At 72.5% G+C, this 24187-nt stretch carries 19 protein-coding genes and 1 pseudogene; 18 read left to right on the top strand and 2 right to left on the bottom strand.

The annotated features are described in order from the left end of the window. Positions 1 to 77: 77 nt before the first annotated feature. Positions 78 to 839, bottom strand: coding sequence for a crotonase/enoyl-CoA hydratase family protein (locus KF840_18555; protein ID MBX3026913.1), 762 nt, complete (start codon positions 837 to 839; stop codon positions 78 to 80). Between the two features lie 82 nt (positions 840 to 921). Here KF840_18555 and KF840_18550 point away from each other — a divergent pair, with 82 nt between their 5' ends. The 7 genes from KF840_18550 (at position 922) to KF840_18520 (ending at position 9061) form a co-directional block, all read left to right on the top strand. Then, positions 922 to 2091, top strand: a complete 1170-nt coding sequence (locus tag KF840_18550; GenBank protein ID MBX3026912.1) for a M28 family peptidase — start codon at positions 922 to 924, stop codon at positions 2089 to 2091. A gap of 47 nt (positions 2092 to 2138) precedes the next feature. Beyond that, on the top strand, positions 2139 to 4943 hold the full coding sequence (locus KF840_18545; protein ID MBX3026911.1) for a hypothetical protein: 2805 nt from the start codon (positions 2139 to 2141) through the stop codon (positions 4941 to 4943). Between the two features lie 9 nt (positions 4944 to 4952). Beyond that, positions 4953 to 5771 carry a formate dehydrogenase accessory sulfurtransferase FdhD gene (gene fdhD / locus KF840_18540; GenBank protein ID MBX3026910.1) on the top strand — a complete coding sequence of 273 codons (819 nt, stop codon included), beginning with the start codon at positions 4953 to 4955 and terminating at the stop codon, positions 5769 to 5771. Positions 5772 to 5876: 105 nt separating this feature from the next. Next, complete coding sequence (gene gnd / locus KF840_18535; GenBank protein ID MBX3026909.1) at positions 5877 to 6893, top strand: decarboxylating 6-phosphogluconate dehydrogenase; 1017 nt, start codon at positions 5877 to 5879, stop codon at positions 6891 to 6893. A 72-nt stretch (positions 6894 to 6965) separates the two neighbouring features. After that, on the top strand, positions 6966 to 7658 hold the full coding sequence (pgl, locus tag KF840_18530; GenBank protein MBX3026908.1) for a 6-phosphogluconolactonase: 693 nt from the start codon (positions 6966 to 6968) through the stop codon (positions 7656 to 7658). 12 nt (positions 7659 to 7670) lie between these two features. Continuing rightward, complete coding sequence (gene rpiA, locus KF840_18525; protein MBX3026907.1) at positions 7671 to 8333, top strand: ribose-5-phosphate isomerase RpiA; 663 nt, start codon at positions 7671 to 7673, stop codon at positions 8331 to 8333. Positions 8334 to 8356: 23 nt separating this feature from the next. Beyond that, positions 8357 to 9061: an ROK family protein gene (locus KF840_18520; protein MBX3026906.1), complete on the top strand. Its 705-nt coding sequence runs from the start codon at positions 8357 to 8359 to the stop codon at positions 9059 to 9061. A gap of 29 nt (positions 9062 to 9090) precedes the next feature. On the opposite strand, the gene opgC is transcribed toward KF840_18520, so the two are convergent. Continuing rightward, positions 9091 to 10473 carry an OpgC domain-containing protein gene (gene opgC, locus KF840_18515; GenBank protein MBX3026905.1) on the bottom strand — a complete coding sequence of 461 codons (1383 nt, stop codon included), beginning with the start codon at positions 10471 to 10473 and terminating at the stop codon, positions 9091 to 9093. A gap of 163 nt (positions 10474 to 10636) precedes the next feature. Between opgC and KF840_18510 the strand changes: the two are divergent. The 11 genes and pseudogenes from KF840_18510 to KF840_18460 all read left to right on the top strand — a co-directional run bounded on the left by KF840_18510 (position 10637) and on the right by KF840_18460 (position 24179). After that, positions 10637 to 11827, top strand: a pseudogene (locus KF840_18510) (hypothetical protein). Positions 11828 to 12554: 727 nt separating this feature from the next. Next, positions 12555 to 13601, top strand: coding sequence for a cytochrome c oxidase subunit II (coxB, locus tag KF840_18505; protein MBX3026904.1), 1047 nt, complete (start codon positions 12555 to 12557; stop codon positions 13599 to 13601). A gap of 93 nt (positions 13602 to 13694) precedes the next feature. Beyond that, positions 13695 to 15365, top strand: a complete 1671-nt coding sequence (gene ctaD, locus KF840_18500) for a cytochrome c oxidase subunit I (protein ID MBX3026903.1) — start codon at positions 13695 to 13697, stop codon at positions 15363 to 15365. A gap of 56 nt (positions 15366 to 15421) precedes the next feature. Continuing rightward, positions 15422 to 15946, top strand: a complete 525-nt coding sequence (locus tag KF840_18495; protein MBX3026902.1) for a cytochrome c oxidase subunit 3 — start codon at positions 15422 to 15424, stop codon at positions 15944 to 15946. After that, positions 15943 to 16773, top strand: a complete 831-nt coding sequence (locus KF840_18490) for a hypothetical protein (GenBank protein ID MBX3026901.1) — start codon at positions 15943 to 15945, stop codon at positions 16771 to 16773. Before KF840_18495 ends, KF840_18490 begins: the two co-directional genes overlap by 4 nt. 8 nt (positions 16774 to 16781) lie before the next feature. Then, entirely contained in the window at positions 16782 to 17447 is a 666-nt protein-coding gene (locus KF840_18485; protein ID MBX3026900.1) for a c-type cytochrome, read from the top strand. A 116-nt stretch (positions 17448 to 17563) separates the two neighbouring features. Next, positions 17564 to 18058 carry a ubiquinol-cytochrome c reductase iron-sulfur subunit gene (locus tag KF840_18480; GenBank protein ID MBX3026899.1) on the top strand — a complete coding sequence of 165 codons (495 nt, stop codon included), beginning with the start codon at positions 17564 to 17566 and terminating at the stop codon, positions 18056 to 18058. A gap of 35 nt (positions 18059 to 18093) precedes the next feature. After that, positions 18094 to 19536: a cytochrome b N-terminal domain-containing protein gene (locus KF840_18475; protein ID MBX3026898.1), complete on the top strand. Its 1443-nt coding sequence runs from the start codon at positions 18094 to 18096 to the stop codon at positions 19534 to 19536. Between the two features lie 255 nt (positions 19537 to 19791). Then, the gene (gene nuoL, locus KF840_18470) at positions 19792 to 21720 is read left to right on the top strand and encodes an NADH-quinone oxidoreductase subunit L (protein ID MBX3026897.1); all 1929 of its coding nucleotides are present in this window, start codon (positions 19792 to 19794) and stop codon (positions 21718 to 21720) included. A 10-nt stretch (positions 21721 to 21730) separates the two neighbouring features. After that, positions 21731 to 23266, top strand: a complete 1536-nt coding sequence (locus KF840_18465) for an NADH-quinone oxidoreductase subunit M (protein MBX3026896.1) — start codon at positions 21731 to 21733, stop codon at positions 23264 to 23266. Between the two features lie 118 nt (positions 23267 to 23384). Then, a complete protein-coding gene (locus tag KF840_18460; GenBank protein MBX3026895.1) occupies positions 23385 to 24179 on the top strand; it encodes an enoyl-CoA hydratase/isomerase family protein in 795 nt (264 codons plus the stop codon). The last annotated feature ends 8 nt before the right edge of the window (positions 24180 to 24187 follow it).

Genomic DNA, 24187 nt, shown 5'->3' with positions numbered 1-24187 from the left:
CTGCGGCCCCTTGTCACCACGGCGGCCGCAGGGGAACGCGCGTCGCCGGCGGCGCCGGCGCGTGCGCTCCGCGATTGCTACTCGAACGCGCCGTGCCGCCCCTTGCCGCTGGCGAAGCGGGCGGCGCCCGCCGCCGCTTCGTCGAGCACCGCCATGCCGCCCTCGGTCTCGGCGCGCAGCGCGTCCGGCAACGAGAGGTCCCACTGCCGGTAGGAGGACAGGCGGTCGGCGCGCAGGCAGCGCTGCGGGAAGGCGGCGATCTGCGTCGCCAGCCGCACCGCCTCGCGCCGCGCCGTGCCGGGCTCGACCAGCCGATTGGCGAGTCCCATGCGCAGCGCCTCCTCGCCGGACACGCCGCGGCCGGTGAGGATGAGGTCGAGGGCGTGGCTGTGGCCGAGCAGGCGCGACAGGCGGATGGTGCCGCCGTCGATCAGCGGCACGCCCCAGCGCCGGCAGAAGACGCCGAACACGGCGTCGCGCGCCGCCACCCGCAGGTCGCACCAGGCCGCGAGCTCGAGGCCGCCGGCGACCGCGTAGCCCTCGACCGCGGCGATCACCGGCTTGTCGAGTAGCAGGCGCGACGGCCCCATCGGCCCGTCGCCGTCGAGTCGCACGGCGTTGCCGCGCCCGAGCGCCACCGCCTTGAGATCGGCGCCGGCGCAGAAGGTGCCGTCGGCGCCGGTCAGCACCGCCACGGCGAGCGTTTCGTCGGCCGCGAAGCGGCGGAAGGCCGCCGCCAGCTCGGCCGCCGTCGGTCCGTCGACCGCGTTGCGCGCCTGTGGCCGATCGATGGTGACGATCGCGACCGGCCCCTCGACCTCGTAGTGTACGGCGTCCATCCGTCGTCCCTCCGTCTCCAGCCCATACGCCAGAAGCGGGGCGTGCTTGAAGCCACGGCGCGCGACGGCGTAGAGCGCCGGGATGGCGACCTGGGGCGAGCTGCTGCCGCGTCTCACCGAACAGCCGCGCGAGAACGGCAGCGCGGCGCTGCACGAGACGGCGGCGTGGCTGGCGGAGACGCTGCAGCGGCTGGGAATGGAGGTCAGCACCGTCGCCTACACGGCGCACCCGTATCGCCTGCGCCTGGCGGGCGTGCTCGCGCTGCTTGGCGGGCTGCTCTACGCCTGGTGCCTGCGCGCCCGCCGGCCGCTCCTCGCCCTCGCCCTGGCGGTGGCGCTGCCGGCGCTGCTGCTGCTCGAGCTCGATCGCTACGTGCCGATCGTCTCGTGGATCGGCGCCGTGCCGCAGCATCACGTGGTCGCCAGGCTGCCGGCGCAGCAGCCGCGGCAGCGGCTGATCCTGGCGGCGCACTACGACACCAAGACCGATCTGCTCGACCACGTGCAGCGGGCGCCGATCGAGCTGCTCGGCCTGCCGGTGACGGTCCTGATGATCGGCGCCGCCGCGTGGGCGGCGCGCCGCCGCTACCGCCGCGGGCCGCTGCCGCGCCTGGCGCGCATCGCCGCGTGGGCGGCGCCGCTCTACGGGCTGGGGCTCTTCCTGTCGCTGAGCGCCGGCATGGTCGTCGCCGCGCGCAGCCCGGGGGCGCTCGACGACGGCGCCGCCTGCGCGACGCTCGTCCGCCTCGCCGAGCGCCTGCGCGCCGCCGGCCCGCTGCCGCGCACCGAGGTCGAGATCGCGCTCCTCTCGGGCGAGGAGATCGGCGTCCAGGGCTCGTGGGAATGGGCCCGCCAGCGCTTCGCCGAGGCGGCCGATCTGCCGACCGGCGTCATCAACCTCGAGTTCATCGGCGCCGCGCCCGACCTGGCGGTGTTCGGCAGCGAGAAGTTCTCCCTCCGCGCCTTCCCGCCCGATCCGGCGCTGCTCGCCCTCCTCGATGCCGTGCACCGCCAGCAGCGCGGCAAACCGCTCTACGTCACCTGGTACGGCGCCGCCACCGACGCGCGCTCGTTCCTCGCCCACGGCGTGCCGGCGCTGACCCTGTCGAGCGACCTGCCGCGGCACGCCCTCGGTCGCGGCATGCACGGCGCCACCGACTCCCCCGATCGCATCTACCCCGCCGCGCTCGACGCGACCCTGGACTACCTCGAGGCCGCCGTCCGCGCCGCCGACCAGCGCGGCCTGCGCTGAGGCGCGGCCGGTTGTACGGAGGCGCGCCGCAATGCTCTAGTCGGGTCATGATGCCGTGCCGCGCGACGCGATGGGGGCGCGCGCTGGCGTTCGCCGGCGCCCTGGTCGGAGCCTCGCCCGGCGCGGGCGACGAGCGCGGCGCGCCGGGCGCGACGATGGTGCGCGACATCTGGGCGCGGACCCAGCCGATGTCGAGCTGGCCGCGCGAATTCCACCGCCTCGGACCGTGGACGGTGTTCCTCGCCACCACGCCGGCGGCGGGCGAGGAGCTGTGGCGCAGCGACGGCAGCGCGGCAGGCACCAGCCTGGTGACGGATCTGGAGCCCGGCCCGTGGAGTTCCGAGGTGCAGTGCATGGTCGAGCGCGGCGACAGCGTCTACTTCCTCGCCCGCGTGCCCAGGGTCGACGACGTCTCGCGCGAGCTGGCGCTGTGGCGCAGCGACGGCACGGCGCAGGGCACGGTCGAGCTGGCGCGCGTCGCCGGCGACCGCCGCTTCCAGGGACCGTGCGCCATCGCAGCCACCTCCGAGCGGGTGATCTTCGCCGCCGTCCACCGTCAGGACGACGGCTTCGCGCTCGACGTCTGGCGCAGCGACGGCACCGCCGCCGGCAGCGAGCGCATCGCCCGTCTCGTCTCCGCCGGTCGCTGGGATCCGCACCTGTTCGCGGTCGGCGACCGCGTCTACTTCGACGCCCTGAGCGACGGCGCGCCGGCGCTCTGGAAGACCGACGGCAGCGGCGGCGGCACGCGCCTGGTGAAGACGCTCGCTGCCGCCGGCGAGACGGCCTATCCGATTCCACTCGCGGCGCTCGGCGATCAACTCCTCTTCGCCGTGTACGGCCGCGAGGGGACGGCGGCGTTGTGGCGCAGCAACGGCACCGCCGGCGGCACCGCGCCGGTGGTCGAGCGCACCTTTCCCGCCGAGCTCGGGACGCCCAACCTGGTGCTCGGCGGCCGGATGCTGTTCTCGGTCGCCGGCGAGGGCATCTTCGCCACCGACGCCACCCGCGCCGGCACCGCCCTGGCGGTGGCGGGCGTCGAGGCCGCCGCCTTCGCCCGCCTCGGCGCCGCGGTGCTGTTCCTCGGCAGGGACCCCGACGGCAGCGCGCTCTGGCGCTGGGACGAGCGCGCCGCCGCGCCGGCCAGGGTCGTCGATCTCGGCCAGGCCGCCTTCGGCCAGGAGATCGCGGCGCTCGACGGCCAGGTGCTGTTCACCCTCGCCTCCGGTCCCGAGAAGAGCCTCTGGCGCAGCGACGGCACCGCCGCCGGCACCCGGCTCCTGACGACGCTGCCGACCATCGATGCGCTGAGCGGCGCTGGCGGCCGCGCCTTCTTCGCCGCCCCCGGCGACGACGAAGCGAGCGAGCTGTGGACGAGCGACGGCACCGCCGCCGGCACCCACCTGCTGGCCGACATCGCCGCGGACGATCAATTCACCGACTCCTCGTTCCCCGCCGATCTCGTCGCCGTCGGCGACCGCCTCTTCTTCACCGCCGTCGACACGGCGGCGCGCGGTCGCCAGTTGTGGGCGAGCGACGGCACCGCCGCCGGCACCGCGCTGGTGCGCGAGATCGGCGAACCGTACCGCGCCAACGACATCGGCGACCTCACCGCCTTCGCCGGGGCGCTGTTCTTCGCCACCGGCCGTCCGTCCACCGGCAGCCCGCAGGCGCTGTGGCGCAGCGACGGCACCACCGCCGGCACCGTGGTCGCCCAGTCGCGCTTCGCCGGCGCGCCGTACCGCCTGACGGTGGCCGGCGGTGCGCTCTACTTCCTGCTCGCCGACTACGGCTGGGTGTGCCGGACCGACGGCAGCGACGCCGGCACCGGTTGCGGCGGCGGCTTCCGGCAGGTGCGGGAGATGGTGGCGCACGGCGACCGCGTCGTCCTCAGCGCCGACCCGTTCATGCAGGGCGCCGAGCCGTGGATCAGCGACGGCACGATCGAGGGCACGCGGCTGATCAAGGACATCGCCCCCGAACCGGGGCGCGGCTCCGAGCCGCGCCTGCTGGCGACGCTGGGCGAGCAGACCTACTTCGTGACTACCGACGACAGCCGCGCCTCGGTGCTCTGGCGCAGCGACGGCAGCGAAGCGGGGACCCAGCCGGTCCGCAGTTGGCCCGGAACCGCCGAAGGGGTCGCCGTGCAACGGATGGTCGCCAGCGGCTCCCAGCTCTTCCTCAGCGTCGACGCCGCCGACGCCAGCACCGGACTGTGGGTCAGCGACGGCACCGCCGACGGCACCCGTCTGCTGCGCCGCTTCGACCCCGCCGCGGATGGCAGCGCCGGCATCCTCGCGTTGGCGCCGTTCGCCGGCCGGGTGGTGATGAGCGCCGCCGACGGGCCGCACGGCGCCGAGCCGTGGATCAGCGACGGCACCGCCGACGGCACCCATCTCTTGCGCGATCTGCGCCCGGGGCCCGACAGCTCGTCGCCGCAGTCGTTCGTCGACCTCGGCGATCGCTGCGCCTTCGTCGCCTGCACCGATCTCGGATGCGAGCCGTGGATCACCGACGGCACCAGCGCCGGCACGACCATGGTTGCCGACGTCGCGCCCGGCGTCGCCTCCTCCTCGCCGTCCGGCTTCGCCGCGCTGCACGGCACGCTGTACTTCGCCGCCAGCGACGGCGTGCACGGCTGGGAGCTGTGGCGCGAGGGCGCGGCGCCGACCTGCCGCGGCGACTGCGGCGGCGACGGCCGGGTGACCATCGAGGAGCTGATCCTGGCGGTCGGCATCGCGCTCGGGTCGCGCCCGGTCGGCGACTGCCGCGCCGTCGATGCCAGCGGCGACGGCCGGGTGACGATCGACGAGCTGATCGCCGCCGTCGGCGCGGCGCTGGCCGGCTGCTGACGGGCGCGGATGGTCGACGAGGACGCCGGCAGCCGCCGTGTCGCGGTGATTCGGGTCGCGGCCGGCGTGCAGGCCCCGGCGCGCGACGCCGTCGCCTGCGAGGAGCCGCTCGAGATCCAGGTGCGCGGCGTGTCGGTGGCGGTGCTGATGCGCACGCCGGGGCACGACGAGGAGCTGGCGCGCGGCTTCCTGGTCAGCGAGCGCATCGTCGGCTCGGCGGACCAGATCCTCGCCGTGCGCCACTGCCGCGTCGTCGCCGATCCGGCGGCCGAGGACAACGTCGTCGCGGTCAGCCTGCGCGACGACGTCGCCCTCGACCTCGAGGCGCTGCGCCGCAACTTCGTCAGCAGCGCGAGCTGCGGCGTCTGCGGCAAGGCCACGATCGAGCAGGCGCTGGCCACCGCGCCGCCACTCGACGTCGCCGTCCGCGTCGCCCCGGCGGTCGTGCGCGAGATCATGGCGGCGCTCGCCGCCGCGCAGCCGCTGTTCGCCGCCACCGGCGGCATGCACGCCGCCGGCCTGTTCACCGTCGTCGGCGAGCGGCGCGTCGTGCGCGAGGACGTCGGCCGCCACAACGCCGTCGACAAGGTGATCGGCTGGGCCTGCGCGCGCGGCGTGCCGCCCGCCGGCCACGTGCTCGCCGTCTCCGGCCGCATCTCCTTCGAGATCGCCCAGAAGGCGCTCGCGGCGCGGATCCCGATCGTCGCCGCCGTCTCCGCCCCCACCTCGCTGGCGGTCGACCTCGCCGAACGCGCCGGCCTGACCCTGATCGGCTTCGCCCGCGGCGAGCGGTGCAACGTGTACGGCAACGCGCGGCGCGTCGGGTGAGCGGCGGGCGGTGCGACGCGGGCACCGCGGGCGCGGCAACTTCCGAGTTGACACCCCCTCCCAACCCGATACTTACCGCTGCGGTCGACGCGTGAAGGAGGAGCCATGCAACTCGGCATGATCGGTCTCGGGCGCATGGGCGCCAACATGGTGCTGCGGCTGATGAAGGCGGGGCACCAGTGCGTGGTCTACGACGTCTCGCCGGAGGCGGTGCAGGGACTGGTCGCCCAGGGCGCGGTCGGCGCGACGTCGCTCGACGACTTCGTCGCCAAGCTGACGGCGCCGCGCGCCGCCTGGATCATGGTGCCGGCGGCGGTGGTGGACCGAACGCTGGCCGATCTCAGCGGCCGGCTGCAGCGCGGCGACATCATCATCGACGGCGGCAACTCCTACTACATCGACGACATCCGCCGCGCCGGCGAGCTGCGCGCCAAGGGCATCCACTACGTCGACTGCGGCACCAGCGGCGGCGTCTGGGGCCTGGAGCGCGGCTACTGCCAGATGATCGGCGGCGAGACCGAGATCGTGCGCCACCTCGATCCGATCTTCGCCGCCCTGGCGCCGTCGCGCGACGCGGCGCCGCGCACGCCCGGGCGCGAGAAGATCAGCGGCAGCACCGCCGAGGACGGCTACCTGCACTGCGGTCCGAACGGCGCCGGCCACTTCGTGAAGATGGTCCACAACGGCATCGAGTACGGGCTGATGGCGGCCTACGCGGAGGGCCTCAACATCCTGCACAAGGCGAACGTCGGCAAGGCGACGCAGGCGGTGGACGCCGAGACGACGCCGCTGCGCCATCCCGAGCACTACCAGTACGACTTCAACCTCGCCGACATCGCCGAGCTGTGGCGCCGCGGCAGCGTCGTCGCCTCGTGGCTGCTCGATCTCACCGCCCAGGCGTTCGCCGGCGACCCACAGCTCGGGCAGTTCGCCGGCCGCGTCTCCGACTCCGGCGAAGGGCGCTGGACGGTGCAGGCGGCGATCGAGGAGGGCGTGCCGGCGCACGTGCTGAGCGCGGCGCTGTTCGACCGCTTCGCCTCGCGCGCCGAAGCGGACTTCGCCAACAAGGTCCTGTCGGCGATGCGCTTCGGCTTCGGCGGGCACCTGGAGAAGAAGAGCTGATGCCACGCGGAGGACGCCGAGCAATTGCTCCGCGCGCCTCGTGGTCTCCGCGTTGATGGGCCATCGAGCCGCATGGACGTAGAGGTTCTCCCGGATGCCGAGGCCGTCGCGAAGCGGGCGGCGACGCTGATCGCGGCGGCGGCGCGCGAGGCGGTGAAGGCGCGCGGGCGCTTCAGCCTGGCGGTGAGCGGCGGCCACACGCCGTGGGTGATGCTGCGCCTGCTGGCGGCCGAGGACGTGCCGTGGCCCGGCGTCGACGTCTTCCAGGTCGACGAGCGGGTGGCGCCGGACGGCGATCCCGACCGCAACCTCACCCACCTGCGCGAGAGCCTGCTCGCCGCGGCGCCGCTGCCCGAGGCGCAGCTCCACCCGATGCCGGTGACCGACGCCGACCTCAACCGCGCCGCGCAGGAGTACGCCGCGACGCTGCGCGCCGTGTGCGGGGCGCCGCCGGTGCTCGATCTCGTGCACCTCGGCCTCGGGCCGGACGGCCACACCGCGTCGCTGGTGCCGGGCGACGCCGTGCTCGGCGTCCACGCCGCCGACGTCGCGCCGACGGCGGGCACCTACCAGGGCCGGCGGCGCCTGACCCTCACCTATCCCACGATCGACCGCGCGCGGCAGGTGCTGTGGGTGGTCACCGGCGCCGAGAAGGTGGAGGCGCTGCGCCAACTGCGAGCCGCGAATGCGGCCATCCCCGGCGGACGCGTGCGCCAGGAGCGGGCCCGCCTGCTCGCCGATCGCGCCGCCGCCGGCGAAGGGTGAGCGCGCCGCGCCATGGCTGATCCGCGCGCCGACGCGAAGGAGCAGGCCGGCCGCCGCGCCGCCGACTACGTCGTCGACGGCATGACCGTCGGCCTCGGCACCGGCTCGACGGTCCACTTCACCATCGTCGCGCTCGGTGAGCGCCGGCCGGACATCGTCTGCGCCGCGACCTCGGAGCGGACGCGCGCCCTGGCGACCGGCCTCGGGCTGCGGGTGGTGCCGCCCGACGAGCTCCTGACGCTCGACATCGCCATCGACGGCGCCGACGAGGTCGACGCCGGCTGTAACCTCATCAAGGGCGGCGGCGGCGCGCACGCGCGCGAGAAGATCATCGCCGCCATGGCGCGGCGCTTCATCGTCGTCGTCGACGAGGCGAAGCTGGTGGAGACGCTGGGCGCCTTCCCGCTGCCCCTCGAGGTGCTGCCCTTCGCGCCCGCCGTCGCCGCGGCGCAGGTGCGCGCCCTCGGCGCCCGCGCCGTCACCACCCGCGGCGAGCGCAGCGACAACGGCAACCTGCTGATGGACGCGTCGTTCGGGCGCATCGTCGATCCGGCGTCGCTGGCGGCGCGGCTGGATGCGATTCCGGGCATCGTCGAGCACGGGATCTTCCTCGCGTCGATGGTGGAGCGCGTGGTCGTGGCCGGTCGCGACGGCGTGCGCGAGCGGGCGCGCTGAGCGGCGGCGGGAGGAGCGACGGCATGCGGGTCCTGGCGATCGACATCGGCGGCACGCACGTGAAGATCCTGGTCAGCGGCGAGACCGAGAAGCGCGCCGTCGCGTCGGGCCCGACGATGACGCCGCGCCGCATGGTCACGGCGGTGAAGAAGCTGGCGCGGGGATGGACGTACGACGTGGTCGCGATGGGCTATCCGGGGCCGGTGCTGCACAACGCGCCGATGTTGGAGCCGCACAACCTCGGCCACGGCTGGGTCGGCTTCGACTACCGCCGCGCCTTCGGCAAGCCGGTGCGCATCCTCAACGATGCCGCGATGCAGGCGCTCGGCAGCTACCGGGGCGGGCGCATGCTCTTTCTCGGGCTCGGCACCGGGCTCGGCACGGCCCTGGTCATCGAGGGGCAGGTGGAGCCGCTCGAGCTCGCGCACCTGCCGTACAAGAAGGGCCGGACGTTCGAGGACTACGTCGGCCTGCGCGGCCTCGAGCGCCTGGGCAAGAAGAAATGGCGCAGGGAGGTGGCGGAAGTGGTCGCCCGCCTGCGCGCCGCGATGCAGGCCGACTACGTGGTGGTCGGCGGCGGCAACGCCAAGAAGCTCGCCGACCTGCCGAAGGGGGTCGAGTTGGGCGACAACGCCAACGCCTTCCTCGGCGGCTTCCGCATGTGGGAGGGCGAGTCCGCGCGCGGCCGCCGCCAGCGCCAGCCGCCGCCGACGCGCAAGCGGGCCTGAGCGCCGCCGGGCGCGTCGCCGGGCGGCGGTCAGATCTCGGCGCCGCCGGCGTCTTCGTCGAAGGCGTCGAGCGGCGCGGCCGAGATCGCGTCGTCGACCGCCGGCGTCGCCGGCAGCGGCGGGCCGTCGGCCTCGGCGAAGGCGGGGAGCGCGTCGTCGCCCGTCACGGCTTCGATCGGCACGACCGCGTCGTCGTACGTCGCGGTCGTCTCGACCTCGCCGCCGGGGCGGGGCGGGATCACCTGTTGCATGACCAGGACCGCGAGCAGCGACGCGATCGCCACGCCGCTCCCCACCGCGCCGGAGCTGGGCAGGCGCAGCGACGGCCAGGCGCGGGCGCGCCCGCCGGCGCCGCGGCGGCGATCGAGCCACTCGCCGGTGGCGGCGATGGCGACCAGCAGCGCCGCCGCCAGCGGCAGCATGGCGGCGCGGGCGAGCGGCGTCGGATCGAGGAGCGTCAGCAGCTCGAGGATCGGCACCTCCAGGAAGAGGTGGGCGGTGTAGACCAGCAGGCTCTTGCGCCCCAACTGGCAGAGCCACTCGGCGCGCTCGCGGACGAGCGGGCTCCGCTGCCACAGCGCCGCCGTCCACGCCAGGACGAAGGTCGAGGCGATCAGATACCAGGCGAGCTCGGCGGGGCTCAGCGGCACCTTCACGAAGGCGAGGCCGGCCGGCGGCGCCGGCAGCGGCAGGCCGAGCGCCGCGCCGTTGCGCACCGCGAACACCAGCGCGAAGGCGCTCGAAACGGCGACCAGGAACCGCGGCGTCGGTCCGGCCGCGAACCACCGCCGCAGCGGGTCCGACAGCACGTAGCCGGTGACGAAGATGGCCTGCCACAGCAGCGGCGGGAACGGCCAGGTCGTCCCCGCCGATCCGGCGTAGCCGGCCGCGTAGACCGCCGCGCTCAGCGCCAGCAGCGCGCCCGACCCGAGGCGCCGCCGCAGGGAATCGAGCAGGGGCGTCGCCACCAGCAGGATGGCGTAGAGCGCCAACAGCCCGCCGGTGACGCCGGGCGAGGCGAAGGTGAGCAGGGGGAGCAGGTCGGCGGCGCGCGGGGCGTAGCTCGCCGGCGATCGTGCCCCCTCGATGAGGACGAAGGCCAGGGCCGCGGCGCGGTCGATGGTCAGCAGCAGGAGGGCGCGGCGGAGCAGGCGGCGACGGGCCTGGCGCGCCGCCGCCGGTGGGCCGGCCAGCGCGGCGCCGAAGACGCGCGCCACCGCGATGCCGGAGATCATCACGAAGGTGCCGGCGGCGAAGCGCGTGTAGGTGCCGATCCACAGCGCCAGCGTCGCCGGCATGCCGATCGGGTAGAGCGCCAGGTGCACCCACGTCATGTCGATGAGCGCCAGGCCGCGCCACAGGTCGAGCAGCGGCTCGCGGCGCGCGGAAGATGTGGTGGGGGTCGGCGGCAAGGAGCCTACCCTAGCCGCGCCGGGGGCGGATGGCGAGCCGTGCCGCCGGTCGCCGGAGGGCGGCGAGCGGAAAATCCTTGCCCGCGCCGCCGCTCCTGCGGCATGGAGAGCGCGGGAGGAGGCGATGCCACTGATCCGGCGGGCAGGCCTGGCGTGGGTGGCGCTGGCGGCGTTGGTCGGCGCCGCGGCGGCGCAGAACCATCCCTTCGCCTCGCATCCGGGGAGCTACGCGGCGGGATCGATCCTGCCCGACCACCTCGGTCAGGCGGCGCTCGACCAGGCGACGCGGGATTTCTACGACGCCTGGAAGGCGCGCTTCCTGAAGCAGACCTGCGGCGCCGGGCGCTACGTCGTCGAGGCGAGGACGCGCGCCGGCAACCTCACGGTCTCGGAAGCGCACGGCTACGGCATGCTGCTGGCGGCGCTGATGGCGGGGCACGACCCCGACGCGCGCGTCATCTTCGACGGCATGGTCACGTTCTTCCGCGAGCATCCGTCGGTGTTCACGCCGTCGCTGATGGCCTGGTACCAGCGCAAGTCGTGCGGCAGCGGCCAGGGCGCCGACAGCGCCACCGACGGCGACCTCGACATCGCCTACGCGCTGCTGCTCGCCGACAAGCAGTGGGGGAGCTGCGGCCCGATCGACTACGCGGCCGAGGCCGCCGCCGTGCTCGCCGGCATCGCCAGCGGCGAGGTGGACGGCAGCGGCTCGTACATGCGGCTGGGCGACTGGACCAATCCCGCCGAGGCCACGTACTACCAGTCGACCCGCTCCTCGGACTTCATGCCCGACCACCTGCGCGCCTTCGCGGCGGCGTCGGGCAATCCGCTGTGGTCGAACATCCTCGATCACACCTACGGCGTCTTCGACGCGCTGCAGACGACGCACAGCCCGCTGACCGGCCTGTTGCCCGACTTCATCGCCAACCCGCTCGGCACGCCGGCGCCGGTGGGGCCGAGCTTCCTCGAGGGGCCGAACGACGGCGCCTACGACTACAACGCCTGCCGCGATCCGTGGCGGCTCGGCACCGACTTCCTGGTCTCGGGCGATCCGCGCGCCAAGACCGCGGCGCAGCGCATCACCACCTGGATGCGCGGCGCCACCGGCGACGATCCGGGCAACATCAAGTCCGGCTATCAGCTCGACGGCACGCTCAGCGCCGGCGCCGACTATCGCTCGATGGCCTTCGTCGCGCCGCTCGGCGTCGCGGCCATGGTCGACGCCGGCAACCAGGCCTGGCTGAACGCCACCTGGGATCTGGTCGCCGCGACTTCGCTCGCCGACGAAGCGTACTACGAGAACACGCTCAAGCTGCTGGCGATGATCGTCATGTCCGGCAACTGGTGGACGCCGCAGGCGGTGGCCGGCGGCTGCGTGCCGCCGCCGAGCGCGCCGTTGTGCGCCGGCGGCGGCGCGCTCGGCGCCGTCCAGCTCAAGCTCGGCGGCCTCGCCGCCGCGCCCGGCTCGCAGAGCCTGACCCTGAAGGCATCGCTCTTCTTCCCCGGCGGCATCCCGGTGGCGCCGCCGTTCGCCGATGGCGCCCAGCTCCTGATCGAGGACCTCGGCAGCGGCGGCGCGTCGGTCTACGAGCTCAGCCGCTTCACGACGCCGGTGCCGGCGCCGGCCGCCGGCGGCTGCGCGCCCGGCGACGGCTGGGACGCCGCGCGCAGCCTCTACCGCAACCGCTCCGGCGCCCTCGATCCGCCCGCCTGCACCGCCGGCAGCGCCAATGGCCTCGGCCAGATCCGCTACAAGGTGCGCGGTCCCTCCGACCTCGACCTGCAGATGAAGGCGCGCAACGCCACCATCGCGCCGCCGCTCGGCCCACTCCGGCTCACCTGGGTGCTCGGCGCCACCCAGGCCGCCAGCGACGGCGGCGCGTGCGCCTTCAGCACCGCCGTCACCTGCGCCAGCAACGGCGGCGGCAGCGTCAGGAAGTGCCACTAGGGCGCGCGCGTCCGCCGGCGCGCCCGGCGCCAGTGGGCCGGCGCGCCCTCGCGAGCGGCCCGCCCTGCCGATCCAGCGACGTTGCGCCGCGCCGCGGTCGACGGCGACGGCAGCATTGACGACCGCGATGGCGATGTGGTTAGCGGGCGGCGTGTGGTGGTGCGGGGTACGAGAGCGTGATGGGTTCGGCGCGCTCGCACTGCTGGCGGGCCTGCTCCTCGCGACACGCGGCGCGGCGGCGCCCGGCCCGGTCCCGAGCATCTTCGAACCGCTGTCGCCGCCGGCGCACGAGATCCACGCCCTGTCGCTGCTGCTGCTCGGCATCTGCGCCGCGATCTTCGTCATCGTCGGCGCGCTGCTGACCTACAGCATCGTCCGCTTCCGTCAGCGGCCGGGCGACGACGACCGCGAGCCGCCGCAGGTCTACGGCAGCAACCAGATCGAGCTGGCGTGGACGGTGGTGCCGACGCTCATCGTCTTCGTCCTCTTCCTGGTGACGACGCGGACGCTGATCGCGGTGGAGAACGCGACGCCGCCCGGCGACGCGCTGCAGGTGCGGGTGATCGGCCACCAGTGGTGGTGGGAGTTCCGCTATCCGGACCAGGGGGTCGTCACCGCCAACGAGCTGCACGTGCCGCTGGGGCGGCCGACGTTCCTGAGCCTCGAGTCGGCGGACGTGGTGCACAGCTTCTGGGTCCCGCAGTTGAACGGAAAGACCGACGTCATTCCCAACCGCGTCAACCGCATGTGGTTCCAGCCGGCGGTCGCCGGGACCTACCTCGGCCAGTGCGCCGAGTACTGCGGCACCCAGCACGCGCGCATGATGCTGCGCGTCGTCGCCCACCCGCCGGAGGAGTTCGAGGCCTGGGTCGCCGGTCAGCGCCAGCCGGCGGCGGTGGATGCCGCCGCGACGGCCGGCCGCGACCTCTTCCAGTCCGTCGCCTGCGTCAACTGCCACCGCATCGGCGGCACCGTCGCCGACGGCGTCTTCGGCCCCGATCTCACCCACCTGATGAGCCGCGAGACCATCGCCGCCGGCGCCGCCGTCAACACGCCCGACGCGCTGCGCGCCTGGATCACCAACCCCGACGCCATCAAGCCCGGCGCCCTGATGCCGGCGATGAAGCTGGCCGACGCCGACGTGAAAGAAATCGTCGCGTATCTGGCGACGTTGAAATGACGCATTCCACCGCAGAGGCGCAGAAGCGCGGAGATCACGGACTGGCGTTGCGAGGCCGCCGCGACGCCGCGTCGCGGCGGTGAAGAGCAGACCATGGCTGTCGCCGAACATCCGATCGCCATTCCCTGCAGCCGCCCGGGGGTCACCAGCGTGCTGCACGAGTGGGTGACGACGGTCGACCACAAGAAGCTGGGGATCATGTACATCCTCTCCGGCCTGGTGTTCTTCGTCGTCGCCGGGCTCGAGGCCTCGGCGATGCGCATCCAGCTCGCGGTGCCGAACAACACCTTCCTGTCGCCGCAGGTGTTCAACCGCTTGTTCACCATGCACGGCACGACGATGGTGTTCCTGGTCGGCATGCCGATCATCGTCGGCATGGCGAACTATCTCGTCCCGCTGATGATCGGGGCGCGCGACCTCGCCTTCCCGCGCCTCAACGCCTTCGGCTTCTGGATGTTCTTCTTCGGCGCGCTGCTGCTCTACTTCAGCGTCCTCGGCGGCGACGGCCTGTACGGCGCCGGCTCGATGCCGGACGTCGGCTGGTTCGCCTACGCGCCGCTCACCGGCCGCGCCTTCTCGCGCGGCAACAGCACCGACTACTGGATCGTCGGCCTGCTGGTCGGCGGCGTCGGCAGCCTGACCACCGCCGCCAACCTCGTCGCCACCATCTGCACGATGCGCTGCCCGGGGATGACCTTCCGGCGCATGCCGCTGTTCGTCTGGCTGCTCTTCGTCGTCTGCCTGCAGATGCTGGTGGCGCTGCCGCCGCTGTCGGCGGCGCAGGTGATGCTGCTCTTCGACCGCTTTCTCGGCGCCCACTTCTTCGACACCCAGGCCGGCGGTTCGGCGGTGCTGTGGCAGCACTTCTTCTGGATCTTCGGCCACCCCGAGGTCTACATCCTCATCCTCCCCGGCTTCGCCTGCGCCTCGGAGATCATCCCGGTGTTCTCGCGCAAGCCGATCTTCGGCTACGCGATCATGGTCGCGGCGACGGTGGCGATCGGCTTCATCAGCCTCGGCGTCTGGGCGCACCACATGTTCACCGTCGGCCTGAGCACCGGCGCCAACGCCTTCTTCGTCTTCTCCACCATGCTTATCGCCGTTCCCACCGGCATCAAGATCTTCAACTGGCTGGGGACGATGTGGGGCGGCCGCATCCGCTTCGCGACCCCGATGCTCTTCTGCACCGGCTTCCTCTTCCAGTTCCTGGTCGCCGGCCTGACCGGCGTGATGCTGGCCACGGCGCCGTTCGACTGGCAGCTCTCCGACTCCTATTTCGTCGTCGCCCACTTCCACTACGTGCTGATCGGCGGCCTGCTCTTCACCATCTTCGCCGCCATCTACTACTGGTTCCCGAAGGTCACCGGCCGGATGCTCAGCGAGCGGCTGGGGACCTGGCAGTTCTGGATCTTCGCCGCCGGCTTCAACCTCACGTTCATGCCGCAGCACATCTCGGGCGTGCTCGGCATGCCGCGCCGCATCTACACCTACGACGCCGGCCGCGGCCTCGAGCTGTGGAATGGGCTCTCGACGGCGGGCGTGCCGCTGCAGATCCTCGGCGTGCTGCTGCTGGTGCTCAACATCGCCTGGGCGCTGCGCCGGGGCGCGCCGGCGGGCGACGACCCGTGGGACGCGTGGACGCTCGAGTGGTCCACCACCTCGCCGCCGCCCGAGTACAACTTCGAGACCATCCCGACCGTCCGCTCGCGGCGGCCGCTGTGGGATCTGAAGCACCCCGACGATCCCGACTGGAGGTACGAGTGAGCGCCGCCGTCGCCGTCGAGCCCGCCGACCACGGCGCCAACCGCGGCCGGGTGGGGATGGCGTGCATGATCCTCGCCGAGTCGTGCCTGTTCGCGGTGTTCGTCGCCGCCTACCTGTTCTACATCGGCAAGAGCCTCAGCGGGCCGTATCCCCAGGACGTGCTCGACACGCCGGTGGCGGCGACCGTCGCCCTGCTCTCGAGCTCGCTCACCATCACCCTGGCGGTGCGCGCCCTGCGCCGCGGCGGGCGTGGCGCGTTCGCGCTCTGGTGGGCGCTCACCATCGCCCTCGGCGCCTACTTCCTCCTCGCCACGGCGCTCGAGTGGCGGGGCCTGATCTACGGCCACCACCTGACCATCTGGACCAACCTCTTCGGCACCACCTATTTCTCGCTGGTCGGCTTCCACGCCGGCCACGTCACCGTCGGCCTGCTGCTGCTCGGCCTGGTGCTGGTGTTGGCGCTGCGCGGCGCGGTGCGCGCGGCGGACGCCGAGCGCGTCGAGGTGCTGTCGTGGTACTGGCACTTCGTCGACGTCGTGTGGGTGGTGGTGTTCACCGTCGTCTACGTGGTGGGGCGATGAGCGACCGCGACCACGTCGAGTTGCCGGCGCCGACCGCCTGGCCGATGATCGCCGCGCTCGGCATCGCGCTGCTCTTCGCCGGCCTGGTCATGCATCCGTTGGTGTCGGTGGTCGGCGGCGTCCTGACCCTCGCCGGCGCCGTCGGCTGGTTCGGCGAGGTGCTGCCGGTCGAGCGCCGCGAGCGCGTGCCGCTGCGGCCGCCGGCGCAGCGCCCCCGGCCGGTGCAGCCGGCGCCGCGCGCCGTGGCGCAGTTGGTGCCGGGCGTCGAGGGCCACCGGCTGCGCCTGCCGGTCGAGATCCATCCCTACTCGTCGGGGGCGCTCGGCGGGCTGGTCGGCGGCGCGGCGATGGCGGTGGTCGCCTGCGCCTACGGGCTGATCGCCCATGGCAGCCTGTGGTACCCGATCAATCTGCTCGCGGCGGTGGCGATCCCGTCGCTGGCCGCCGCCGACACGGCGCGGCTGGCGGCGTTCGACGCCCTGGCGTTCGGCGTCGCGGTGATCGCGCACCTGGCGATCTCGCTCTTCGTCGGCCTGGTCTACGCCGCCATCCTGCCGATGTTCCCGCGCCGCGCCACGCTGGCCGGCGGGCTGGTCGCGCCGCTGGTGTGGAGCGGCGTGCTCTGGGCCTCGCTCGGCGTCGTCAACCCGACGCTGAACGCGCGCATCGACTGGCCCTGGTTCGTCGCCTCGCAGATCGCCTTCGGGCTCGCCGCCGGCGCCCTCATCAGCCGCACGCAGCGCATCCGCACCATGCAGAGCCTGCCGCTCGCCGCCCGCGCCGGCATCGAGGCGCCGGGTCTGAGCGAAGGGAAGGGTGGCGAGTGAGAACCTGGATCGCGGCGCTCGCGCTGCTCGCGCCCCTCGTCGCCTGCGACAGCCTGCCCGGCAGGCCGACGGCGGCGGAGCGGCCGCTGCGGCCGGCGGAGGTCACCGACTTCGCCACCCTCTACCGGCAGAACTGTTCCGGCTGCCACGGTCCGGACGGACTGCTCGGCGGCGCGCGGCCGCTGAACGATCCGGTCTATCTCGCCGTCGCCGGCCGCGACCGGATCATCGCGCTGACGGCGCAGGGCGTGCCCAACACGACGATGCCCGGATTCGCGCCATCGGCCGGCGGCACCCTCACCGACCGACAGATCGAGATCCTCGCCGACGGCATGCTCGGCCAATGGGGGGCGCGCGGCCTGCGCGATTCGATGCTGCCGCCCTACGCGCCCAGCGCGCCCGGCGCGGCGAGCGCCGGCGCGCAGGTGTTCGCGGCGCGCTGCGCCGAGTGCCACGGCGCCGACGGCAGCGGCGGAGCGAAGGGCGGCTCGGTGGTGGACGGCGCCTATCTCGGCCTGGTGAGCGACCAGGCGCTGCGCTTGGCGGTGATCTGCGGCCGCCCCGATCTCGGCATGCCGCCCTGGCGCGGTCGCTCCAGCGACCAGCCGACGAGCGACCAGGAGATCAGCGACGTCGTCGCCTGGTTGGTCGCGCAGCGGCCGCAGTTTCCCTGATCGTCACCGCAGAGACGCAGAGACGCCGAGACGAGACCCATGAAGGCAGCCACCCGCAGTCGAGCAGACGATCTCCGTGCCTCTGCGTCTCTGCGGTGAAATTCTTCGGAGTGCGAATGAAGACCACGCGACGCAACTTTCTCGTCACCCTGGGCGTGGCGCTCAACGCCATCGCCGGCGCGCTGCTGGCGGTACCGATCATCGGGTATCTCGGCGGGGCGCTGAAGAATCGCAAGCGCGATCAGGCGTGGATCAGGCTCGGGGCGCTCGCGGACTTCCCGGTCGGTCAGACGCGGCTGGCGACCTACACCAATCCCTTCACCACGCCGTGGGATGGCGAGACGGCGGAGATCCCGTGCTGGGTGCGGCGCATCGCCGACGACCGCTTCCAGGTGTTCGCCATCAACTGCACCCACCTCGGCTGCCCGGTGCGCTGGTTCCCGGAGTCGGGCCTGTTCATGTGCCCGTGCCACGGCGGCGTCTATTACGAGGACGGTGAGCACGCCTCCGGCCCGCCGCCGCGCCGCCTCTACGAGTACGAGTATCGCGTCGACGGCGACCAGCTCCTGGTCCGCGGCGGCCAGTTGCCGACGCTGGCGCAGGGGGTGTGAGCTGACGGCCGACGGCTGACAGCCGGGAGCTCGCGATGCGCCTCGCCCGATCCATCGCCGTCTGGCTCGACGAACGCCTGCACCTGACGCGGCTGTTCGAGTCGACGGCCGGACACACCGTGCCCGCCAGCTCGGGGAGCTGGTTCTACGTCTTCGGCAGCGGCACCCTGCTGTGCTTCGTCATCCAGATCGTCACCGGCATGTGCCTGTCGCTGACCTACGTGCCGTCGGCGGACCAGGCGTGGACCAGCCTGATCTTCCTCAATTACGAGCAGTACCTCGGCTGGTTCCTGCGCGCCGTCCACAACTGGGGCTCCAACTTCATGGTGGCGATCATGACGCTGCACATGATCCAGGTGTTCCTGTTCGGCGCCTTCAAGTACCCGCGCGAGCTGACCTGGATCACCGGCTGCGTGCTCTTCCTGTGCGTGCTCGGCATGGCCTTCACCGGCCAGGTGCTGCGCTTCGACCAGGACGCCTACTGGGGGCTCGGCATCGGCACCGCCATCCTGGCGCGCACCCCGGTGCTCGGCGCGGCGCTGACGTCGCTGCTGCTCGGCGGCCCGATCATCGCCGGCGAGACGCTGTCGCGCTTCTTCACCCTGCACGTGTTCGTCCTTCCCGGCCTGATCATCGCCATGATCAGCGTCCACCTGCGCCTGGTGCTGGCGGCCGGGATCAACGAGTACCCGCGGCCGGGGCAGCCGGTGGATCCCGCCACCTACCGCGAGGAGTACGAAGCGCTGCTGCGGCGCGAGGGCGTCGCCTTCGTGCCGCACGCGATCGGCAAGGACCTCGTCTTCGCCGGCGTCCTGATCCTCGCCATCCTCGGCTGCGCCGCGCTCTTCGGACCCGCCGGTCCGAACGGGCCGCCGAACCCGACCCTGATCGAGACCAACCCGCGCCCCGACTTCTACTTCCTGCCGCTCTTCTCCGTGTTCGCGCTGCTGCCGCCGTACATGGAGACGTTCCTCATGCTGACCGCGCCGGCGATCGGCATCGTCGTGCTCTTCCTGGTGCCGTTCCTCTCCAACCGCGGCGAGAAGAGCGCGCGCCGCCGCCCGGTGGCCGTGGTCGGCGTCATCCTCATCATGCTCACCCTGTCGGTGCTCGCCTGGCTGGGCACCTACTCGCCGTGGTCGCCGGTGATGGACGCCTGGAGCGGCGCCGCGACGCCGGTGGAGCTGGTGAAGGGCCGCACGCCGCTCGAGCTGCAGGGCGCGGTGGTGCTGCAGGCCAAGCAGTGCCGCAACTGCCACAGCCTGGGCGGGCAGGGCGGCCTGCGCGGGCCCAGCCTCGACGCGGTGGCGACGCGCCTCACCCGCGACCAGCTCGTGCGCCAGGTGCTGCAGGGCGGCGGCAACATGCCCGCCTACGGCAAGAACCTGCGGCCGGCCGAGGTGACCGCGCTGGTCGCCTTCATGTCCACCCTGCGCCCCGACTACGAGCCGCGCGCCGTCGACGTCGCCGGGCCGTAGCGCGCGCGAACGCCGGCCGTTCCCGGCCGGGCGCTGCCAAACCGTGTCGTCGCCGGCTGCGGTCGTCGGGGGCGGGATCCTGCGGGCGAGACACGCGCGGCGCGGCCTCGATCGGATCAGCTCCGCGGCAGCCCGCGCGGGGCTTGCGCCGCCGCCGACGTTCGCGCTCCCGGCAGGCCGACCGCCGTCGGAGGTCGGCTTGCCGCGCCGAACGGTTCATGCAAGAACCGGCGGCTGTTCAACCTGTCTAATGAGATGCCCGTAGTCGAAACGGCCCTTCTTCGTTGGATCGTGCTCTGCCCGCTGCTCGGCACGATCCTCTGCCTGTACGCCGCCAAGAGCGGTCGCGACGCGATCGCGAAGTTGGCCGGCCCGCTGTCGGTGCTGGCCGCGTTCGCGGTGACGCTGGCGGCCGTGGCGCAGCTCTGGCAGTTGCCGCCGGAGGGCGCGCTGCTGGATCGCATGTACACCTGGATCCACGCCGCGCCGCTCACCCTCGAGGCGGCGTTCCGGCTCGATCATCTGAGCAGCGTGATGATCCTCGTCATCACCGGCGTCGGCTTCCTGATCCACGTCTACTCGCTCGGGTACATGCACGACGATCCCGACGTCGCGCGGTTCTTCGCGTACATGAACCTGTTCACCGTCTCGATGCTGATCCTGGTGCTCGGCGATTCGCTGCCGCTGCTCTTCATCGGCTGGGAGGGCGTCGGGCTCTGTTCCTATCTCCTGATCGGCTTCTGGTACCTCGACGAGGCCAACGCCGACGCCGGCCGCAAGGCCTTCATCGCCAACCGGATCGGCGACGCCGCCTTCCTGGTCGGCATGTTCCTGCTCTTCTGGAGCCTCGGCCAGGTGGATGCGCCGACGCTCGCCTTCACCGACATCAACCACCTCGCGCCGAAGTTGGCGGAATGGTCGCCGGCGGTGGTGACCGCGATCTGCGTCCTGCTCTTCATCGGCGCCACCGGCAAGTCGGCGCAGATCCCGCTCTACGTCTGGCTGCCCGACGCGATGGCCGGCCCGACCCCGGTGTCGGCGCTCATCCACGCCGCCACCATGGTGACCGCCGGCGTCTACATGATCGCCCGCCTGTCGCCGCTCTACGTGCTGTCGCCGTCGACCCTCGAGCTGATCGCCGTCATCGGCGCCGCCACCGCGTTCTTCGCGGCCACCATCGGCCTGGTGCAGCGCGACCTGAAGAAGATCCTCGCCTACTCGACGGTCTCGCAGCTCGGCTACATGTTCCTCGCCCTCGGCTGCGGCGCCTTCTCGGCGGCGATCTTCCATCTCATGACGCACGCCTTCTTCAAGGCGTGCCTGTTCCTGTGCGCCGGGAGCGTCATGCACGCGCTGCACGGCGAGCTCGACGTCTTCAAGATGGGCGGCCTGAAAAAGGCGATGCCGATCACCGCGCGCACCTTCCTGGTCGCGGCCCTGGCGATCTCCGGCTTCCCCGGCTTCTCCGGCTTCTTCTCCAAGGACCTGATCCTCGAGGCGGCGTACATGAGCGGCCACACCTGGCTGTGGCTGACCGGCGTGGTCGCCGCCGGCATGACCGCCTTCTACGTCTTCCGCGCCTACTTCCTCGTGTTCGAGGGCGTCAGCCGGGTGGACGAGGCGGCGCGCCACCACCTGCACGAATCGCCGCGCACCATGACCATTCCGCTGATCGTCCTCGCGGTGCTGTCGCTGGTCGGCGGCTTCATCGGCCTGCCCCATGGGCTGCTGTGGGGCGACGAGATCGGCCACTACCTCGAGCCGTCGGTCGCCGCGCTCGGACACCTGCCGCATCCCAGCACCGGCACGCTGGTGTTCCTCATCGCCGTCGCCAGCGGCGTCGGGCTCGCCGGCATCGGCCTCGATTACCTGATGTACGGCCAGCAGTCGGACCTGCCCGATCGCATCGCGGCGCGCCTGCGCGGGCTCTACACGCTGTTGTGGAACAAGTACTACGTCGACGAGCTCTACGACGCGCTGGTGATCACGCCCTACGTGCGCCTGTCGCGCTACTTCTGGCAGACCGTCGACGCGCGGTGGGTCGACGGCGCGGTGAACGGCGTCGGCGACCTGGTGCGGGTCCTCGGCGGGCGCGCCCGCCGCATCCAGACCGGCAACGTGCAGGCCTACGCGCTGGCGATGTTGATCGGCGCCATGGTCGTGGTCGCGGCGCTGGTGATCTGAGAGGCGCGCGATGCCGATCCTGTCGCTGATCATCTTCACGCCGATCGTCGGCGCGCTGCTGGTGGGCCTGCTGCCCGGCGAGCCGCTGCAGATCCCGCGCCGCGCCGCCTTCGCCTTCTCGCTGATCCCCTTCCTGCTGTCGCTGGTGATGCTGGGGATGTTCCAGCCCGGGGTCGGCGAGCTGCAGTTGACCGAGAAGGCCTCGTGGATCCCCAGCCTCGGCGTGTCCTACTCGCTCGGCGTCGACGGCTTCTCGCTCTGGCTGGTGGTCCTGACGACCCTGCTGACGCCGTCGATCATCCTCGCCGCCTGGGGCGACATCGAGAAGTACTGCAAGCACTTCATGATGCTCATCCTCGCGCTCGAGGGGATGATGCTGGGGGCGCTGCTCAGCGTCGACCTGTTCCTCTTCTTCCTCTTCTGGGAGCTGATGCTGTTCCCGATGTTCTTCGTCATCGGGGTGTGGGGCGGTCCCAACCGCCGCTACGCGACCATCAAGTTCGTGCTCTTCACCATGAGCGGCAGCGCCCTGATGCTGGCGGGGATGATCTATCTCGTGCTCCGCCACGCCCAGTCGCACCCGCTCACCTTCGACATCGTGACCCTCTACTCGGTCGACCTCAGCGAGCTCGAGCAGGTGCTGCTGTTCGCGGCGTTCACCCTGGCGTTCATGATCAAGGTGCCGATGGTGCCGCTGCACACCTGGCTGCCGGACGCGCACACCGAGGCGCCGACCGGCGGCTCGGTCGACCTGGCCGGCGTGCTGCTGAAGATGGGCTGCTACGCCTTCCTCCGCTTCTCGCTGCCGATGTTCCCGCACGCTGCCGAGCAGGCGTTCCCGGTGATCATGACCCTGGCGGTCGTCGGCATCGTCTACGGCGCCATGGTGGCGCTGTTGCAGCCGGACATGAAGCGGTTGGTCGCCTACTCCTCGGTCAGCCACATGGGCTTCGTGATGCTCGGCCTATACGCCTTCAACAACGTCGGCGTCACCGGCAGCGTCCTGCAGATGATCAACCACGGCCTCTCGACCGGGGCGCTGTTCATCCTCGTCGGCTACATCTACCATCGCCGTCATACCCGCATGATCGACGAGTACGGCGGCCTGTGGAGCATCATGCCGGTATTCGCGGCGCTGTTCCTGGTCATCACGCTGTCGTCGATCGGCCTGCCGGGCACCAACGGCTTCGTCGGCGAGTTCCTGATCCTGCTCGGCGCCTTCCGCGCCCATCCCCTGGCGGGCGGCATCGGCGTCCTCGGCGTCGTGCTCGGCGCGGCCTACATGCTGACCCTCTACAAGCACGTCTTCTTCGGCCCGGTGACGAACGCCGTGAACCGGACGCTGAAGGATCTGTCGGCGCGCGAGGTGCTGGCGCTGGCGCCGATTCTGATCCTGGTCTTCTGGATCGGGCTCTACCCGAAGCCGTTCCTCGATCGCATCGAGCCGACGACCCAGATGCTGCTCGGCCGCCTGAGCAAGGCGGGCGCGACGCGCTGGATGGCGGACGCGCCGCTGCCGCACACCCTGACGGCGCGCGCCGAGTAGCGCGCTGGCGGCGCGACGGACGCTGGGCGGCGCGCGCGTGCTGGATGACGCCGCCGGTGGGCGCGCCTTGCCGCCGGCGCGTGCGCCTGTCAGGTAACCCGCTCGGAGGGAGTGTCGCGTGCAGTATCCCGACTACCAGCATCTGCGTTTCGAGCAGCGCCCCGACGGCGTGCTGCTGCTCACCCTCGATCGGCCGCCGGTCAACGCCACCGACGAGCGCATGCACTGGGAGCTGGCCGAGGTGTGGAAGACCATCGGCGCCGACCCGGCGGCGCGGGTCGTGCTCGTCACCGGCGCCGGCACGGCGTTCTCCGCCGGCGGCGACATCCGTCTGCTCGAGGGCATGGCGGGCGACGCGGCGGCGGTGTCGCGCACCCTGCGCGAGGCCGCCGACATCGTCTACAACATGGTGAACCTCGAGAAGCCGATCGTCTCGGCGATCAACGGCGTCGCGGTCGGCGCCGGGTTGGCGGTGGCGCTGATGGCCGACATCTCGATCATCGCCGAGACGGCGCGCCTCACCGACGGCCACCTGCGGCTCGGTGTCGGCGCCGGCGACCACGCCGCCATCATCTGGCCGCTGCTCTGCGGCATGGCGAAGGCGAAGTACTACCTGATGACCGCGGAGTTCCTGGACGGACGCGAGGCGGAGCGCATCGGCCTCGTCAGCCTGTGCGTGCCCGCCGCCGACCTCATGGACCGGGCGTCGGCCGTGGCCGCGCGCCTCGCGGCGGGGCCGCAGAACGCGGTCCGGCTCACCAAGCGCGCGCTCAACGGCTGGCTGCGCGTCGCCGGGCCGATCTTCGACACCTCGCTCGCCTACGAGATGCTCAACTTCATGGAAGCCGACGTGCGGGAGGGGATCGCGGCGCTGAAGGAGAAGCGGAGCGCGCGCTTTCCGTCGGCGCGGTGACGCGGCGC

This window comes from bacterium, from assembly GCA_019637795.1.
In the GTDB taxonomy this organism is placed as follows: Bacteria; Desulfobacterota; Binatia; order HRBIN30; family CADEER01; genus JAHBUY01.
The sequence above is the reverse complement of the archived record's forward strand: the minus strand, read 5'-3'. Positions and strand labels throughout refer to the sequence as shown.

Coding starts and splice junctions, on each gene's coding strand:
- KF840_18520 (MBX3026906.1), top strand. CDS start 8,357: ATGCGGGTCCTGGCGATCGACATCGGCGGCACGCACGTGAAGATCCTG.
- KF840_18555 (MBX3026913.1), bottom strand. CDS start 839: ATGGACGCCGTACACTACGAGGTCGAGGGGCCGGTCGCGATCGTCACC.
- KF840_18550 (MBX3026912.1), top strand. CDS start 922: ATGGCGACCTGGGGCGAGCTGCTGCCGCGTCTCACCGAACAGCCGCGC.
- KF840_18475 (MBX3026898.1), top strand. CDS start 18,094: ATGCGCCTCGCCCGATCCATCGCCGTCTGGCTCGACGAACGCCTGCAC.
- fdhD (MBX3026910.1), top strand. CDS start 4,953: ATGGTCGACGAGGACGCCGGCAGCCGCCGTGTCGCGGTGATTCGGGTC.
- gnd (MBX3026909.1), top strand. CDS start 5,877: ATGCAACTCGGCATGATCGGTCTCGGGCGCATGGGCGCCAACATGGTG.
- ctaD (MBX3026903.1), top strand. CDS start 13,695: ATGGCTGTCGCCGAACATCCGATCGCCATTCCCTGCAGCCGCCCGGGG.
- KF840_18480 (MBX3026899.1), top strand. CDS start 17,564: ATGAAGACCACGCGACGCAACTTTCTCGTCACCCTGGGCGTGGCGCTC.
- KF840_18545 (MBX3026911.1), top strand. CDS start 2,139: ATGATGCCGTGCCGCGCGACGCGATGGGGGCGCGCGCTGGCGTTCGCC.
- coxB (MBX3026904.1), top strand. CDS start 12,555: ATGTGGTTAGCGGGCGGCGTGTGGTGGTGCGGGGTACGAGAGCGTGAT.
- KF840_18490 (MBX3026901.1), top strand. CDS start 15,943: ATGAGCGACCGCGACCACGTCGAGTTGCCGGCGCCGACCGCCTGGCCG.
- KF840_18465 (MBX3026896.1), top strand. CDS start 21,731: ATGCCGATCCTGTCGCTGATCATCTTCACGCCGATCGTCGGCGCGCTG.
- rpiA (MBX3026907.1), top strand. CDS start 7,671: ATGGCTGATCCGCGCGCCGACGCGAAGGAGCAGGCCGGCCGCCGCGCC.
- KF840_18495 (MBX3026902.1), top strand. CDS start 15,422: ATGGCGTGCATGATCCTCGCCGAGTCGTGCCTGTTCGCGGTGTTCGTC.
- nuoL (MBX3026897.1), top strand. CDS start 19,792: ATGCCCGTAGTCGAAACGGCCCTTCTTCGTTGGATCGTGCTCTGCCCG.
- pgl (MBX3026908.1), top strand. CDS start 6,966: ATGGACGTAGAGGTTCTCCCGGATGCCGAGGCCGTCGCGAAGCGGGCG.